This window comes from Alphaproteobacteria bacterium (assembly GCA_033344895.1).
In the GTDB taxonomy this organism is placed as follows: Bacteria; Pseudomonadota; Alphaproteobacteria; order UBA8366; family Aestuariispiraceae; genus Pacificispira.
In genome coordinates this window covers 3,536,720-3,551,788 of the sequence record JAWPMN010000001.1, presented here as the reverse complement: position 1 = coordinate 3,551,788, position 15,069 = coordinate 3,536,720, and the positions used below count along the sequence as shown (strand labels likewise).

Annotated in this window: 16 protein-coding genes and 1 pseudogene; 8 read left to right on the top strand and 9 right to left on the bottom strand. The window is 62.0% G+C overall.

The window, feature by feature from the left end:
- The first annotated feature begins 13 nt into the window (after window positions 1–13).
- From R8L07_17085 to R8L07_17075, 3 genes are read left to right on the top strand one after another with little or no spacing between them, the layout of a single operon-like run.
- A complete protein-coding gene (locus tag R8L07_17085) occupies window positions 14–700 on the top strand; it encodes a haloacid dehalogenase type II (protein ID MDW3207257.1) in 687 nt (228 codons plus the stop codon).
- On the top strand, window positions 697–1,536 hold the full coding sequence (locus R8L07_17080) for an alpha/beta hydrolase (GenBank protein ID MDW3207256.1): 840 nt from the start codon (window positions 697–699) through the stop codon (window positions 1,534–1,536). Before R8L07_17085 ends, R8L07_17080 begins: the two co-directional genes overlap by 4 nt.
- Window positions 1,511–2,509, top strand: a complete 999-nt coding sequence (locus R8L07_17075) for a threonine/serine dehydratase (protein ID MDW3207255.1) — start codon at window positions 1,511–1,513, stop codon at window positions 2,507–2,509. The genes R8L07_17080 and R8L07_17075 overlap by 26 nt, the downstream gene beginning before the upstream one ends.
- On the opposite strand, the gene ruvX is transcribed toward R8L07_17075, so the two are convergent.
- On the bottom strand, window positions 2,498–2,962 hold the full coding sequence (gene ruvX / locus R8L07_17070; protein MDW3207254.1) for a Holliday junction resolvase RuvX: 465 nt from the start codon (window positions 2,960–2,962) through the stop codon (window positions 2,498–2,500). The two genes, R8L07_17075 and ruvX, sit on opposite strands and share 12 nt — an antisense overlap.
- Before the next feature lie 127 nt (window positions 2,963–3,089).
- On the opposite strand from ruvX, the gene gatC reads away from it, so the two are divergent.
- On the top strand, window positions 3,090–3,377 hold the full coding sequence (gene gatC, locus R8L07_17065; GenBank protein ID MDW3207253.1) for an Asp-tRNA(Asn)/Glu-tRNA(Gln) amidotransferase subunit GatC: 288 nt from the start codon (window positions 3,090–3,092) through the stop codon (window positions 3,375–3,377).
- Window positions 3,378–3,390: 13 nt separating this feature from the next.
- Window positions 3,391–4,866 (top strand): Asp-tRNA(Asn)/Glu-tRNA(Gln) amidotransferase subunit GatA, encoded by a 1,476-nt coding sequence (gatA, locus tag R8L07_17060; GenBank protein ID MDW3207252.1) that lies wholly within the window; start codon window positions 3,391–3,393, stop codon window positions 4,864–4,866.
- A gap of 5 nt (window positions 4,867–4,871) precedes the next feature.
- Here gatA and R8L07_17055 read toward each other — a convergent pair whose 3' ends face one another.
- Entirely contained in the window at window positions 4,872–6,182 is a 1,311-nt protein-coding gene (locus R8L07_17055; GenBank protein MDW3207251.1) for an MFS transporter, read from the bottom strand.
- 243 nt (window positions 6,183–6,425) lie between these two features.
- On the opposite strand from R8L07_17055, the gene R8L07_17050 reads away from it, so the two are divergent.
- A complete protein-coding gene (locus tag R8L07_17050; protein MDW3207250.1) occupies window positions 6,426–7,277 on the top strand; it encodes a MoxR family ATPase in 852 nt (283 codons plus the stop codon).
- A gap of 61 nt (window positions 7,278–7,338) precedes the next feature.
- On the opposite strand, the gene R8L07_17045 is transcribed toward R8L07_17050, so the two are convergent.
- The 3 genes and pseudogenes from R8L07_17045 to R8L07_17035 all read right to left on the bottom strand — a co-directional run bounded on the left by R8L07_17045 (window position 7,339) and on the right by R8L07_17035 (window position 9,961).
- Window positions 7,339–7,797, bottom strand: a complete 459-nt coding sequence (locus R8L07_17045) for a MarR family winged helix-turn-helix transcriptional regulator (GenBank protein MDW3207249.1) — start codon at window positions 7,795–7,797, stop codon at window positions 7,339–7,341.
- A 152-nt stretch (window positions 7,798–7,949) separates the two neighbouring features.
- Window positions 7,950–8,831 (bottom strand): annotated as a pseudogene (mmsB, locus tag R8L07_17040) (3-hydroxyisobutyrate dehydrogenase).
- A gap of 56 nt (window positions 8,832–8,887) precedes the next feature.
- Window positions 8,888–9,961, bottom strand: coding sequence for an enoyl-CoA hydratase/isomerase family protein (locus tag R8L07_17035; protein ID MDW3207248.1), 1,074 nt, complete (start codon window positions 9,959–9,961; stop codon window positions 8,888–8,890).
- A gap of 188 nt (window positions 9,962–10,149) precedes the next feature.
- Between R8L07_17035 and R8L07_17030 the strand changes: the two genes are divergently transcribed.
- Window positions 10,150–10,812 (top strand): glutathione S-transferase family protein, encoded by a 663-nt coding sequence (locus R8L07_17030; GenBank protein MDW3207247.1) that lies wholly within the window; start codon window positions 10,150–10,152, stop codon window positions 10,810–10,812.
- Window positions 10,813–10,831: 19 nt separating this feature from the next.
- Window positions 10,832–11,803 (top strand): DMT family transporter, encoded by a 972-nt coding sequence (locus R8L07_17025; GenBank protein MDW3207246.1) that lies wholly within the window; start codon window positions 10,832–10,834, stop codon window positions 11,801–11,803.
- Window positions 11,804–11,805: 2 nt separating this feature from the next.
- Here R8L07_17025 and R8L07_17020 read toward each other — a convergent pair whose 3' ends face one another.
- From R8L07_17020 to R8L07_17005, 4 genes are all read right to left on the bottom strand, one after another.
- Entirely contained in the window at window positions 11,806–12,282 is a 477-nt protein-coding gene (locus R8L07_17020; GenBank protein MDW3207245.1) for a GNAT family N-acetyltransferase, read from the bottom strand.
- A gap of 13 nt (window positions 12,283–12,295) precedes the next feature.
- Window positions 12,296–13,519 (bottom strand): NADP-dependent isocitrate dehydrogenase, encoded by a 1,224-nt coding sequence (locus R8L07_17015; GenBank protein ID MDW3207244.1) that lies wholly within the window; start codon window positions 13,517–13,519, stop codon window positions 12,296–12,298.
- 178 nt (window positions 13,520–13,697) lie between these two features.
- Complete coding sequence (locus R8L07_17010; protein MDW3207243.1) at window positions 13,698–14,228, bottom strand: hypothetical protein; 531 nt, start codon at window positions 14,226–14,228, stop codon at window positions 13,698–13,700.
- A gap of 99 nt (window positions 14,229–14,327) precedes the next feature.
- Window positions 14,328–14,921, bottom strand: coding sequence for a TIGR00730 family Rossman fold protein (locus R8L07_17005; GenBank protein ID MDW3207242.1), 594 nt, complete (start codon window positions 14,919–14,921; stop codon window positions 14,328–14,330).
- Window positions 14,922–15,069: the final 148 nt, after the last annotated feature.

Here is a 15,069-nt window from a genome sequence, read left to right as displayed (position 1 = left end):
CGGAAAGGCTGACATGACGAGTTTCCAAGGCATAGAGGTCTGCGTCTTTGACGCATACGGCACACTGTTCGACGTGCATGCCGCTGCGGCGGAACTGAAAGGGGAAATCGGCCCGGAGGCGGACCGTTTGTCCGCCATCTGGCGCCAGAAGCAGTTGGAATATACCTGGCTGCGCAGCCTGGTCCCGAGCTACAAGTCGTTCTGGGAGGTCACACAGGACGGGCTGGATTTCGCTATGGACGAATGCGGCCTGTCCGGGGAGAAGGAGTTGCGGCGCAAACTGCTGGATCTCTATTTCAAGCTGGCGGCCTACCCTGAAGTACCGTCCATGCTGAAGCGTCTGAAGAAGGCGGGGCTCAAGACGGCAATTCTGTCCAACGGGTCGATGGATATGCTGGACGGGGCCGTCGACAGCGCCGGCATCCGCGCCGATCTGGATGCCGTTCTGTCCGTGGAGGACGTCGGCATCTTCAAGCCGGACCCCAGAATTTATCAGTTGGTCCTGACACGTTTCGGCCTGCAGGACAGGTCATCCGTCGCCTTCATGTCGTCCAATGGCTGGGACGCGTTCAGTGCAGCCCATTTCGGTTTTCAGGTTGCGTGGATCAACCGTTTCGATCGCCCGCTGGAACGTCTGCCCGGCGAACCGGCGGCCGTGTTGCCCGACCTGACGACGCTGCCGGACATTGTCGGGGCATGAGCTATGTGACGGCGCGCGACGGCACGCGTCTTCATTTTGCGGAAACCCTGCCTGCCGGAACCCCACATGGTCCAACGATCCTGTGCCTGCCCGGCGTCACGCGGACCTCGCGGGATTTTTCGCGCCTGGCCACTGCGCTGGCGGCGGACGGACATCGCGTAATCGCACTGGACTATCGCGGCCGGGGACGATCCGGACGGCCCCTCGATGCCGCCAGTTACACTCCGTCCGTCTATATCGACGACATCCGGAACGTGCTTTGCGCCCTCAATCTTCACAGGATCGTGGTCGTCGGAACATCCCTGGGTGGATTTCTGGCAATGGGGATGGCAATCGCCATGCCGACCGTTCTGGCCGGCGCCGTCCTGAACGACAGCGGTCCGGACCTGCCGACCGACGGGGTCGCGCGGATTGCCGACTATATCGCCGATGCCCGCGGTTACGCCGATTGGGACGCCGCCGTGGACGCGGTCAGGACGATGCTGCCGGATCTCAATCTGGACGAAGAAGGCTGGCGCCGGGCGGCGGAAGGCTGCTTCCGGGAAGAAACGGATGGGACCGTTCAGGCCGACTGGGATCCGCGCATTGCCGACCCCATGCGCCGCGCCGGCGCCCTCCCCGACCTTTGGTCGATGTACAGGGCGCTTCGGCCCATTCCCACGCTTGCCTTTCGCGGCGAACTGTCGTCCCTGCTGAGTGAGGAGTGCTTCCGCAGGATGAAGGACGTCAAACCCGACCTGCGGCAGACCCTCATTGCCGGTCGGGGCCACGCTCCGACCCTGGACGAACCGGAAGCCCGGAGTGCCATTCATGCCTTTCTCGCCACCCTCCGCTGACGACGCCCCCGAATTTGACGATATTCTGGCCGCCGCGGGACGCCTGAACGGCGTTGCGATCCGAACGCCCCTGCTGGAATCGCCCCTGCTGAACGACCGGGTCGGGCGGCGCATCCTGGTAAAGCCGGAATGTCTGCAACGGACCGGTTCCTTCAAATTCCGGGGCGCCAGCAACAAGATTCGGAGCCTGACGGACGACGCGCGCAAAGGCGGCGTCGTCGCCTATTCCAGCGGCAATCACGCACAGGGAGTCGCAGCCGCGGCGCGCTATGCCGGCATTCCGGCCCTGATCGTCATGCCGTCCGACGCGCCGGCGATCAAACGCGCGAACACCGCCGCATGGGGTGCGGAGATTCATCTTTATGATCGCTTCACGGAGGACCGCACGGCCATCGCCGAAAGCATCGCGCAGGAGCGCGGTGCGGCCCTGGTTCGTCCCTATGACGACCCATTCATCATTTCCGGTCAGGGCACAATCGGGTTGGAAATCGCCGATCAACTCTCGGAACTGGGCGTGGAGGCCGAGGCGGTCGTTTCGCCCTGCGGCGGCGGCGGATTGCTGTCCGGTACCGCCCTGGCACTCAAGACCCGCCTCCCCGATCTGAAAGTCTTCGCCGCGGAGCCGGCTGGATTTGATGACACTGCCCGGTCGCTTGAATCCGGCCAGCCGGAGCGCGTCGACCCGGCGGCCCGGTCGATCTGCGACGCCTTGCTGTCCCCCAGCCCGGGAACGATTACCTTCGCCCTGAACAAACGCCTGCTGGATGGCGGTCTGGTCGTGACGGATGACGAGGCCATGGCAGCGATGAAAGCCGCCTTCCTGGACCTGAAGCTTGTGGCCGAACCTGGCGGCGCGGTGGCACTGGCAGCAATTCTGACGGGTAAACTGCCGGCGGGGGATGGCCCTGTGGTCGCCATTATTTCCGGCGGCAATGTCGACCCGACATTGTTCCAGCAGGCCCTAGCGGGCTAGTCGCCGGGCGTCCAACGCCCCCTGCAGGATGAAGGATGCGGCCATCTTGTCGACCACATCGCCCCGCCGTGCCCGCGTCATGTCGGCCTGATCAATCAGAACCCGCTCGACCGCCGTGGTCGACAGCCGCTCATCCCAGAAGGCTATTGGGCGGTCAAAGCCGCGCAGCGATATCAAGTTCCGCGCAAACTGACGGGAGGACTGGCAACGCGGCCCTTCGCTGCCATCCATATTGACCGGCAACCCGATCACCAGGCCACCGATTCGACGTTCCGCCACGATTGCTTCAATTCGTTCAGCATCCTTCGTGAACTTGGCACGTCGGATGGTTTCCAGCGGGGACGCAATACTGCCGGCGGGATCGCCAATGGCAATTCCGATGGTCTTTTCGCCCAGGTCGAGGCCCAGCAGCGCCACTCCGGAAGGCAGGTCAAGTACGGTGTCCAGGATCATGGTTCCGTCATAGGTCCCGGCGCCGCGCGGCGCAAGGCGGAACGCCCGCAACCCGGCTTGCCGGGCGGCGGTGCCGGTGATAGCTTCCGCGCCGATTCAGCCCAAAACTCACCGGGAGCCGAAGATCATGGCATTGGACCCGAAGACCGTCGCGAAAGTCGCCCATCTGGCCCGCATCAATGTAGGCGAGAACCGGCTGGCACCGCTGGCCCAGGAACTGGATGCCATTGTCGCCTGGGTCGAACAACTGGGTGAAGTCGACACCGATGGCGTGACGCCGATGGCATCCGCCGTGGACATGGCCGCGCAATGGCGCGAAGACGAAGTCACGGACGGCGGCTATCCGGACAAGGTCGTCGCCAATGCCCCCGACCCGCAGGGCCATTTCTACACCGTTCCCAAAGTCGTCGAATAAGGACACAAGGGCGATGACCGATCTTCTCGACCTTACGCTCAGTGAGGCCCGCGACGGGCTGCGTGCCAAGGATTTCTCCGCCGTCGAACTGACCGACGCCTATATCGGCGCGATGGAGAAGACGCGGTCGCTGAACGCCTACATTACGGAGACAGCCGACAAGGCGCGTGAAATGGCGGCCGCCAGCGATGGCCGTCTCGCCAAGGGTGAGGCCGGAGCGCTCGAGGGCATACCGCTGGGCGTGAAGGATCTGTACTGCACCGACGGCGTCCTGACCACGGCCGCGTCGCATATTCTGGATGGTTTCAAACCGACCTATGAATCCACTGTTTCGTCGAAGCTGTGGGATGCCGGCGCCGTCATGCTGGGCAAGACGAACCTCGATGAGTTCGCCATGGGGTCGTCCAATACGACCAGCCATTACGGCCCGGCCATCAACCCATGGCAGGAGGACGGGAACCCGGACAAGCGGCTTGTGCCCGGCGGGTCATCCGGCGGGTCCGCAGCCGCGGTGGCCGCACGCTCCGCGCTGGCCACGGTCGGCACGGATACCGGTGGCTCCATTCGCCAACCCGCCGCGCTGACCGGTACCGTCGGCATCAAGCCGACCTATGGCCGCTGCAGCCGCTGGGGCATCATCGCCTTTGCCAGTTCGCTGGACCAGGCCGGACCGTTCACCCGCACTGTTCGCGATGCGTCGATCATGCTGGGCACGATGGCCGGACACGACCCCAAGGATTCGACCAGCGCCCGTGCCGATGTCCCCGATTTCGAGGCGGCGCTGACCGGCAACATAAAGGGTCTGCGCGTCGGCGTGCCGAAGGAATACCGGATCGACGGCATGCCGTCCGAAATCGAAGCCCTGTGGACCCAGGGTATTGCGTGGATGCGCGAAGCCGGGGCGGAGATCGTCGAGGTCAGCCTGCCGCATACGCGCTACGCCCTGCCCGCCTATTACATCGTCGCCCCGGCCGAGGCATCGTCGAACCTGGCGCGCTATGACGGCGTGCGTTTCGGTCTTCGCGTGCCCGGCGACACTCTTGACGAGATGTACGCCAACACGAGGGGCGAAGGCTTCGGCGAGGAAGTCCAGCGCCGCGTCCTGATCGGCACTTATGTCCTGTCGGCAGGCTATTACGATGCCTATTACCTGAAGGCTCAGAAGGTGCGTACCCGCATCGCCGAGGACTTCCGCAAGGCATGGGAGACCTGCGACGTGCTGCTGACGCCGGCGACGCCGTCGGCGGCCTTCGGCGTGGATGAGCGGCAGGATGATCCGATCCAGATGTATCTGAATGACGTCTTTACCGTCCCAGCCAATCTGGCGGGGATCCCGGGTATCTCCGTGCCTGCCGGTTTCGACGCCAATGGCCTGCCCCTGGGTCTGCAGCTTCTGGGCCGTGCCTTTGATGAGGAGACCGTGCTGCGGGCGGCGGACGTTCTGGAGCGATCGGCGGCCTTCCAGGGCACCCCGGCGTTGCGGGCCTGACCCTCCTAGCGTGGGATTTCCTGATCCACGTCGTCTTCGGTAACCGGGGCATAGAGTTCCGGCGAGTAGGCGACCTGCGCCGCACGTGGTTCATAGGATTCCTGATCCTCGATCGGCACCCCTTCTCGCCTGGTCATCCGGTAGGTCACGAACAGGCCATATGCCAGCGCGATCGCCATGGCGACATACATGAACGCCTTGGCTCCATACAGGTCCGTCAGGATGGACGCCGCGCCGGGCAGAACGAAGCCGGACAGCGACCACGCGAACAGCATCGTCATCGACAGCGCGACATAGTATTGCGGCTCGGCACGGTCATTGGCATGGGCATTGGCCACGGCGTAGATCGTCTCCGTCGCGCCGGCCCAGACACCGAACAGCACGATCAGGACCCACAGGCTGATTTCGCCGACCTGCGAACTGATCCCCGCGAAAATCAGGACCAGGATACAGGCCACGATCAGAACCTTGCGTCGATCCATGCGGTCGCTGAGGGCGCCCAGCGGCATCTGCACCGCTATCATCCCGAACTGCATCAGAAACAGCATCAGGCCGATCTCGTCCTTCGCATACCCGATGGCATGGGCGTAGATCGGCGCGAATCCCTGCACCAGCATCGTCAGACCGCCCACCGCCAGCAGCCCCACCAGACCGACTGGGGAAATCCGCCAGGCGCCGCGAAAGGATACCGTCACATATTCTGGGGGCAGCGGCGCCTTCAGGTTGGTAAGGCCGACCGGCAGGATTGCCAGGGTCACAAACACGATCGCCAGCTGTGGACCATAGCCGCCGTCGGTGTCGACGAAAGTGATCAGGAAGCCACCGAAGCCGATGCACAGGACATAGGCCATGTAGAAAATGGCCATGACGCGCCCGCGCCATTCGTTCGGACAGGCATCGTTCAGCCAACTCTGCGAAATGATGAACAGCCCGGTCGCGGCCAGCCCATAGCCGGCACGGGCCGCCATCCATAGAACGGGATCGACCGTCAGAGCCAGGGTCAGGTGGCTCAGGATCAGCAATGCCGCCAACGTCATGTAGGCCCGGGCGTGGCCGACACGCTTCACGATCGGGCCTGTGCCCAGACAGCCGATGAAACCGCCTGCCGCCATGGATGTCAGAATCCATCCGGCGGCCGATGGGCCGAAGCCCAGTTCACCCAGGCGGATCGGAATATACGCAAAGATCAGACCGCCACCGATGGCGATCAGCGACATGGACAGTATCAGGCCGGAAACCGCGACAGGCGGTGCCGTACGGGGCAAGGAATAGCCGTTCGGCGCAATATGAGCATCTTTCCGCGCTGTTTCCGCCATATGATCCCCCGTTCCATATCAACCGGCTTCCCCTTTCACCCGCATCCCCCGTCTCGTCAATGCCGGCGGGACAAAAGTTTTCGATGCTACGAGTGGAATTTGGACTGACGGGTTCCCCGGTCCGGGAACAATCCGGGCTTTCGGGAAGCGACATCATCCCCGGATCGCTTGATCCGGCTCGATGACAACCCTAATCTCCTGCTCTCTTCGCCTTGGCTTCTCCAAATCAGACGAAAGATAACCATGCGCTTTACCGGTACCTCCAACTATGTCGCTTCCGAAGACTTGGCCGTCGCAGTCAACGCCGCGGTCGCTCTGGAACGCCCGCTTCTGGTGAAGGGTGAGCCCGGAACGGGCAAGACACAGCTAGCGCGAGAGGTGGCCGTAGGGCTGGGGCGCCCCATCATCGAATGGCATATCAAGTCGACGACAAAGGCGCAGCAGGGCCTCTACGAGTATGACGCGGTGAGCCGCCTGCGCGACAGCCAGCTTGGTGACGAACGGGTGCACGACATCCGCAACTATATCGTCCGGGGCAAGCTGTGGGAGGCCTTCACGACCGATCCGGCGCCGGTGCTGCTGATCGATGAGATCGACAAGGCCGATATCGAATTCCCGAACGACCTGCTGCTGGAACTGGACCGGATGGAGTTTCACGTCTACGAGACGAAAGAAGTCATCCGCGCCGAAAAGCGCCCGATCGTGATCATCACGTCAAACAATGAGAAAGAGCTGCCGGACGCCTTCCTGCGCCGCTGCTTTTTCCACTTCATCCGCTTTCCCGATCCGGAAACCATGGAGCAGATCGTCCAGGTGCATTTCCCGGACATCAAGAAGCGCCTGCTGAATGAGGCGCTGACCCTCTTCTTCCAGATTAGAGAAGTCCCCGGCCTGAAGAAGCGCCCGTCGACCTCTGAGCTTCTGGACTGGATCAAGTTGCTGCTAGTGGAAGAAATCGACCCCGAAATTCTTCGCGAAACCGATCCGGGCAAGGCTATTCCGCCCCTGCATGGTGCCCTGCTTAAGAACGAGCAGGACGTCCACCTGTTCGAGCGGCTGGCCTTCCTGGCACGCCGGGAGGCCACGCGCGGCTAACCCGGGCGCAAGGTCCGCCCTAACACCATTTAGTACCGATCAGGATGTCAAAGACTGCCGGTCAGCGTACCGGGCCGTAACCGTGTGTATGCAGCAGGAATCGCTCAATCCGGTTCAGAACGGTCGCGGTAAACTGCAGCTGTTCGGCGTTGATGCCGGTCTCGCCCAGCTTCGCCTGCTGTTCGTCGATCACGTCGTTGACCTTGTTGCGGACATCCATGCCCTTTTCGGACAGGCGGACGCGGATCGAACGGCGATCATGGGTGGAGCGTTCCTGGATCAGATAGCCGTTTTCGACCATCTTCCTCACATTATAGGAGACGTTGGAACCGAGGTAATAGCCGCGGTGCGTCAACTCACCCACGGTCAGCTCGTCCTCCCCGATATTGTAAAGGATGAGCGCCTGAATGTTGTTGATGTCTCGAATGCCCAGCCGGTCGATCTCGCCCTTCACCACTTCCAGAAACTGGCGGTGCAGACGCTCGATCAGTCGGATGACGCTGAGATATTCCTCCTTCACCGGCACATCTCTTTACTAGTTTGACCCGTGCTGAAAGCGGCCGGTTTTCTCCGACCGCCAATGCGACATCGGTGTTACACCGAATCCTCCCTATCGCCTAGTCGGAAACTTAGTCGACCGGCTAAAGCTTTGTCCAGCATCGATTTTCCGCGTTAACCATCCCGGACCATTTTGATGATTCCGGAGAAGTCGACATCGCCGTTACCCGAATCGGTAAACTGCTGATACATCTCCATAGCGCGCTGGCCGAGCGCGGTTTTCGCCTGGAAGGTTTCTGCGGCTCCCTGGCTCAACTTCAGGTCCTTGACCATCATCGCCGAGGCAAAACCCGGCTGATAGTCACGGTTGGCCGGCGACGTCGGAACGGGGCCGGGCACCGGGCAATAGGTCGTCAGCGACCAGCACTGCCCCGAAGCCTTGGACGACACGTCGTACAGTTTCTGGTGATCCAGTCCCAGCTTCTCCGCCAGCACGAATGCCTCCGCAACCGAGATCATCTGGATGCCCAGCATCATGTTATTGCAGATCTTTGCGGCCTGACCGTTCCCGGCGCCGCCACAATGAACGATGGACTTGCCCATCTTCTCCAGCACCGGCTTGGCGGTTGCGAACGCCTTGTCCGGCCCGCCGACCATGAATGTCAGCGTACCGGCTTCCGCACCGCCGACACCGCCGGAAACCGGGGCATCGACCATGGCGAACCCCTTTTCCACGGCCAGATCGGCGACGGCGCGCGCGGTCTCCACGTCTATCGTCGAACAATCGATCAACAGGGCACCTGCCGGCGCATTCGGCAGAACAGAGTTTTCGTAGACATCACGAACATGTGGGCCTGCCGGCAGCATGGTGACGACCGCTTCAGCGCCGGCAACCGCTGCCGCGGCGCTGTCCGCACCGGTCGCGCCGACCTGTGTCACGCTTTCCACATGGGCGGGATCCAGATCGAACACAGTAACCGTATGACCGGCGGCCACCAGATTTCGTGCCATCGGACCGCCCATATTGCCTACGCCGATAAACCCGATCTTCATGTCTCTAGTCTCCCTGTCGGTTCATTTTGTTATGGAAAAAATGTGCCTGTTGGATGGTCTCACTCCGGGTCGAGAACCAGATCCCCTTCCGGCGGCGCCTCGAAATGGGAATGCACCATCGCGTCCGAAACATCCTCCAGACGCGCCGGATTCCATTTCGGTGCCTTGTCCTTGTCGATCAGCAACGCGCGAACGCCCTCATGGAAATCAGCGCCAGGCTGCAGGGCGCGGCGAACGATACGGTACTCCATGACCATATTGGCGTCGAAATCCTGCATCGCGCCCAACCGCAGTTGCTTCAGCGAAACTTTCAACATTGTCGGCGACTTCCCGTCGAGCAGCGCCGCCGCTTTCGCGGCAAACTCCCCGGTATCCGCGCTCAACCGGGCCACAATCTCTTCCAGATCGTCCCCGGCGAAGAGCCGGTCCAGATCGGCGCGGATCGTCTCGATCGTCGTTTCGCCGGCCGGGGTCGCGAATTGCCCGGTGATTTCGCTGACCACGGAATCGGCGTCGCGTCCACTCCAGTCCGCTGCTTCAAGCGCGGCAAAGAAGGCGTCCCGCGAGTCCGACGGCATGTGGCTGTCTGCCAGGCCGACGGCCATCATGTCCGCCGCCCCCAACCGCGCTCCGGTCAGGCCGAGATAAGTCCCCGTTTCACCCGGGCAGCGGGACAGGAAGTGGCTGCCGCCCACATCCGGGAACAGGCCGATTGCGGTTTCCGGCATGGCGAACAGCGTTTTTTCGGTCACGATCCGGTGCTTGCCATGGACCGAAAGGCCCACGCCGCCGCCCATCGTGATGCCGTCCAGAAAGGCGATGTAGGGCTTTTCGAACAGGTGGATCGTGCGGTTCAGCCGATATTCCGCCTGAAAGAAGTCGCGGCACAGATCCGTTTGCTCCTGACCGGCCTTGCTGACCGCGATAACATCGCCGCCGGCACAGAACGCGCGGTCCCCCGCCCCTTCGATGATCACCGCGCGAACCGCGTCGTCCTTCTCCCAGTCGGACAGGGCATCGGCGACGGCAATCACCATCTCGAAGGTAATCGCATTGAGCGCCTTCGGCCGGTTCAGAAGAATATGTCCGATCGGACCGCGCCGGGTCAGGATCACCGTTTCGCCGTCTGTCATGCTGCCTCTCGCCATGTGAATTCGATGCGCGCCAATACAGCCAAACCCCGGGGGTAAGTCAACTTCACCGCCTTACGGTCGCCACGGTCTTGTCTGTTGTGGCAAATCGGATCAAGTGAGGCATCGCAATTCCGGACAGTCACGACTAGTGTCGGGGCTGGGATTTTTCCCCTAAATCGAGCAGGACCATGTCCCTTACACTTTACTATTATCCCGACAACGCCTCCCTCGCCCCGCATATCTGTCTGCGCAAGGCTGGTGCCGACTTTCAGCTTTCCCTGGTCGAACGGAACCGGGGCGGCCTGACCGACCCGGCCTATCTGGCGCTGAACCCCCATGCACGCGTGCCGACCCTGGCCGTGGGTGACCCCAGCGCGGACGGGTTCGTCATCCGGGAATCGGCTGCGATCTGCCAGTATGTCGCCGAGACCTATCCGGCATCCGGCCTGTTGCCCCAGATCGGAACGACGGCCCGCGCCCTGACGATCGACTGGCTGACATTCTCGACCAACACGATCCAGGCAGACCTGATGGTTTCGGCCTATGCCCGCCGCTACGCCGAGACCTCCGAGCAGATCACCGCCGTCAAAAGCCGCGCCGCGGACCGGGTCGGCGGCCATCTGGCAATCGTGGACCGGGAACTGGCGAAGTCGGGGGACTGGCTGGTCGGCAACTCACCGACCTGCGCCGACATCTTCCTGTTCATGCTCGCCGGATGGGCGGAACAGTTCAAGATCCCGGATCCGCCCTCGGTACGTCCCAACCTGCTGGCCCACGCGCGGCGTTGCCAGGAGCTCCCGGAAGTGATCGACACCTTCGAGGCCGAAGGCATCAGCTTCTTTTTCCGATGACCGAGAAGGCGGGATCGACATGACAGCAGCTCTGCGCAATCCCGCCACTCTGGGCATTCTCTGCGTCATCGCGGCCGGGCTGACCTTCTCGACCGCCGACATGATGATCAAGTCGCTGAGTGACGGCTACCCGCTGCACCAGATTGTCTTCATCCGTGCCTGTGTCGCATTGAGCGTCATTCTGCTGATCTTCGTTCCGTTGGAAGGCGGCTATCGCAACCTGCTCAGCAAGCGCATGCCACTGCACCTGCTGCGCGGGCTATGTGTGTTCATCGCGAACATGGCCTTCTTCACCGGCATCGCGACCATGTCCCTGGGTGAGGCAACGGCGATCTTCTTCGTAGCACCACTGTTCATCACCGCGCTCTCCGTCCCCTTTCTGGGCGAAAAAGTCGGACTGCGACGCTGGCTGGCGGTGATTGTCGGACTCATCGGCGTGGTGATCATCATCCGGCCCGGTACGGCGGCGTTCCAGTACGCCGCCCTCGCCCCCATCGTCGCGGCCCTCGCCTATGCCAGCATGCAGATCATGGCGCGAAAGCTCGGCGTGACGGAAAAGGCGTCGACCATGGCCTTTTACATTCAGGCAACCTTCCTGGTGGTCTGCAGCACGATCGGCCTGGGCATCGGCGACGGGCGCTTTGCCGAGGGCATCGAAGACCCCAGTCTGACATTCCTGCTGCGGGCCTGGACATGGCCGGAAAGCAGCGATCTTTGGATCATGCTTGCCGTGGGTTCGCTGAGCGCCTGCGGCGCCTATCTGATCTCGCAGGGATATCGCCTTGCCGAGGCAACCGCGGCCGCGCCATTCGAATACATCGCGCTGCCGCTGGCGGTTTTCTGGAGCATCGTGGTATTCGGCGACTGGCCGGACCTTCAGGCGACACTGGGCATTCTGTTGATTCTCGGCAGCGGGCTATATGCGTTCTGGCGCGAAAATGTCCGCGGCACCGATATCGCGGCGAAACACCCCCTGCCCCGGAATCGCTGAGACTACCGGTCCAAGCGCATTTTCATGCCGTCATGGGATGCCTTGAACCCCAGGCTTTCATAGAAGGCCCGGGCCCGTCCGTCCCGGCTGCGGTCGGTGGTCAACTGAATCAGCACGCATTCTCTCTCGCGACCGTATGCGGACGCCCATTCCATCATGATCCGTCCAATTCCCAGGCCGCGGTTGTCCGCGCGAACACGTACGGCCTCCACCTGCAGGCGACGCCTTGCCTTCAGGCTGACTCCCGGGATCACCGTAAGCTGAAACGTGCCGATCACCACCCCTTGCCGCTCGACGACGACCACCCGGTTGTTGGGGTCGGCCGTGACCTCGGCCAGGGCCGCAATGTGTCCCGGATCGGACGGGTCCGGCGGTGCGGTGCGGCGCGCGTTTGAACTGTCGTCGTCCAAATGAAAAAGGACGGCGGCCAGATCCTCCGGCCGCGCGTCCCTGAATGTCAGTTCGTCCCTCAGGGACATGGAACCGCCGGCCTTACCAGCGGTCCATGGCGTCCTTCAGGTTCTCGTCGATCTTGTCGAGGAACTGGTTGGTGGTGAGCCATTTCTGGTTCTCGCCGATCAGCAGCGCCAGATCCTTGGTCATATGACCGCTTTCGACCGTCTCGATGCAGACCGATTCCAAGGTCTCGGCAAAACGGATGACGTCCGGCGTGTCGTCGAACTTGCCGCGATACTTCAGGCCGCGGGTCCAGGCGAAGATCGACGCGATCGGGTTGGTCGACGTCTCCTTGCCCTGCTGATGCTGGCGGTAGTGACGGGTCACCGTGCCATGGGCGGCCTCGGCCTCGACCGTGTTGCCGTCCGGCGTCATCAGAACCGACGTCATCAGGCCCAGAGAGCCGAAGCCCTGCGCCACGGAATCGGACTGGACGTCGCCGTCGTAGTTCTTGGCGGCCCAGACGAAGTCGCCCGACGATTTCATCGCGAATGCGACCATGTCGTCGATCAAGCGGTGTTCATACCAGATGCCGGCCTTCTTGAAGGTCTCTTCGAATTCGGTCTCGTAGACTTCCTGGAAGAGATCCTTGAAGCGGCCATCATAGGCTTTCAGGATCGTGTTCTTGGTCGACAGGTAAACCGGGTATTTGCGCAGCAGACCGTAGTTCATGCAGGCACGGGCGAAACCGCGGATCGAATCATCCAGGTTGTACATGCCCATGGCGATGCCAGCGCCTTCGAATTTGAAGACCTGGTGGCGAATGGTTTCCCCGTCCGGATCTTCCGGCGTGAAGGTGATCGACAGCAGACCGGCACCCGGGATCAGGAAATCCGTCGCGCGGTATTGGTCGCCGAAGGCATGGCGGGCGACAACGATCGGCTTGGACCAGTTCGTCACCAGGCGCGGCACGTTCTTGCAGACGATCGGCTCGCGGAAGACGGTGCCGTCCAGAATGTTCCGGATCGTACCGTTCGGCGAACGCCACATCTTCTTCAGGCCGAACTCCTCGACACGGGCTTCATCCGGCGTGATCGTCGCGCATTTGACGCCGACCCGGTGCTCCTTGATCGCGTTGGCGGCGTCGATCGTGATCTGATCGTCCGTCTCGTCGCGCTTCTCGACCCCGAGATCGTAGTATTTCAGATCGATGTCCAGATAGGGCAGGATCAGCTTGGTCTTGATGAAATCCCAGATGATGCGGGTCATCTCATCGCCGTCGAGTTCGACGACCGGATTGGCGACCTTAATCTTCGACATGGGTTCGGGGCTCCCCTTTTTCGTCAGGTGTGGAGGTCCGGCAACGGCGCGCAAGGTGGGAAAAAAGCGCCCGCGACGGCCCCTAGGCTCGTTCGGCGCGGACAATACAAGACACCTTCCCAACCCGCAATCCACACGCGGCGACTTGGCACGGCCCGTTTCGGCCCGATCTCCAGACCTAATCGAACAAGGCGTCGATGGAGGATTGATCCATGACCGTTGTCGTCGCTTCCGACGGCCCCTCGGCCTGGAGTCGGGCCTGATAGCCGTCGGCGTCGAGCGCACCGTTGATCAGCGCACTCATCGTGTCGATCCATCCCCGTAGCCGGGTGGTCAGGATGGCTGCTTCGCCCTTCAGGCGCTCCTCGTCGCCGCTGTCCGCCAGCACGCGCAACTCCGGCAGACCGGTGGAGATGTCCGAATCCATCCGCGCGATGCAGTCATCCATCGGCTCACGGTATTCGTCCGGTGCATGTTCATAGGCCCAGACGGCCAGGTCCTTGTGTTGAAAGGCGCTGTCCTTGAAATGCTGCTGATACGTCTTCGGCTGCCACGTCTCGACTTCCTCCAACATGTCCGGCATGTCGGAGACCATTTCGAGCATCATGACCAGCTCATTGTAGTGGTTCAGGTAATCCGTCGACAGCAACGTGGTGTCGTTGATCGTCGTATCCTTAACCAGCTTGCGGTAGGTCCCGGTAAGTTTCACGCGAACACGCCTTTCAGGACAAAATCACACTTTCAGTGAGGCATTAATCATGATTCACGATATCGGTCAGTCGTTTCCCATGACCCGATGCCGTTTCCCCTACGCCCTGTCCAGCCGGTCGGATTGATCCATCGCGGCGGCGGCATCTTCAAGGAGGGCCGGTACGACTTCCTCAACGGTGTCCACGACACGGAAGAACTGCAGATACCGTTCCCGCACGAAGCCCTCGCGCACCTGATGTTCGACCAGATGGACGAAGTGATCCCAATAGCCCTCGACATTGACCAGCACGATCGGCTTGTTATGCAGCTGCAGCTGCTTCCAGGTCAGGATTTCGAAGGTCTCGTCCAGCGTACCGAGACCGCCGGGCAGGACGACAAATCCGTCGGATCGCTCGGCCATGATGGCCTTGCGGTCATGCATGGTTTCAGTCTTGATCAATTCTGTCAGGTCGGTCTTCCCGACTTCCGCCCGGTCGAGAAAGTCGGGGATGATTCCGGTGACCTGCCCGCCTGAATCCAGAACCGATTGAGCGACGACCCCCATCAATCCCACGGCACCGCCACCGTACACCAGACGGATCCCCGCCGCTGCGAGTTGTTGCCCCAGACGGGTCGCCGCCTCATCAAAAGACGGCCGAACGCCGTGGCTGGATCCGCAATAGACGCAAACCGATCGAACACGGGACTGCACCGCAACCCTACTCCCTATCTGAACTGGTCGTTCACGGCCTGCATGCCGCACTTCCGGGGAGCATAAAATTTGAGGCCCAGCGGTGAAAGGCGAATCTCGGTTAAAGTCGCCGGAAATCCATTCAGGCTTCGGAATTTCTTGACGGAAT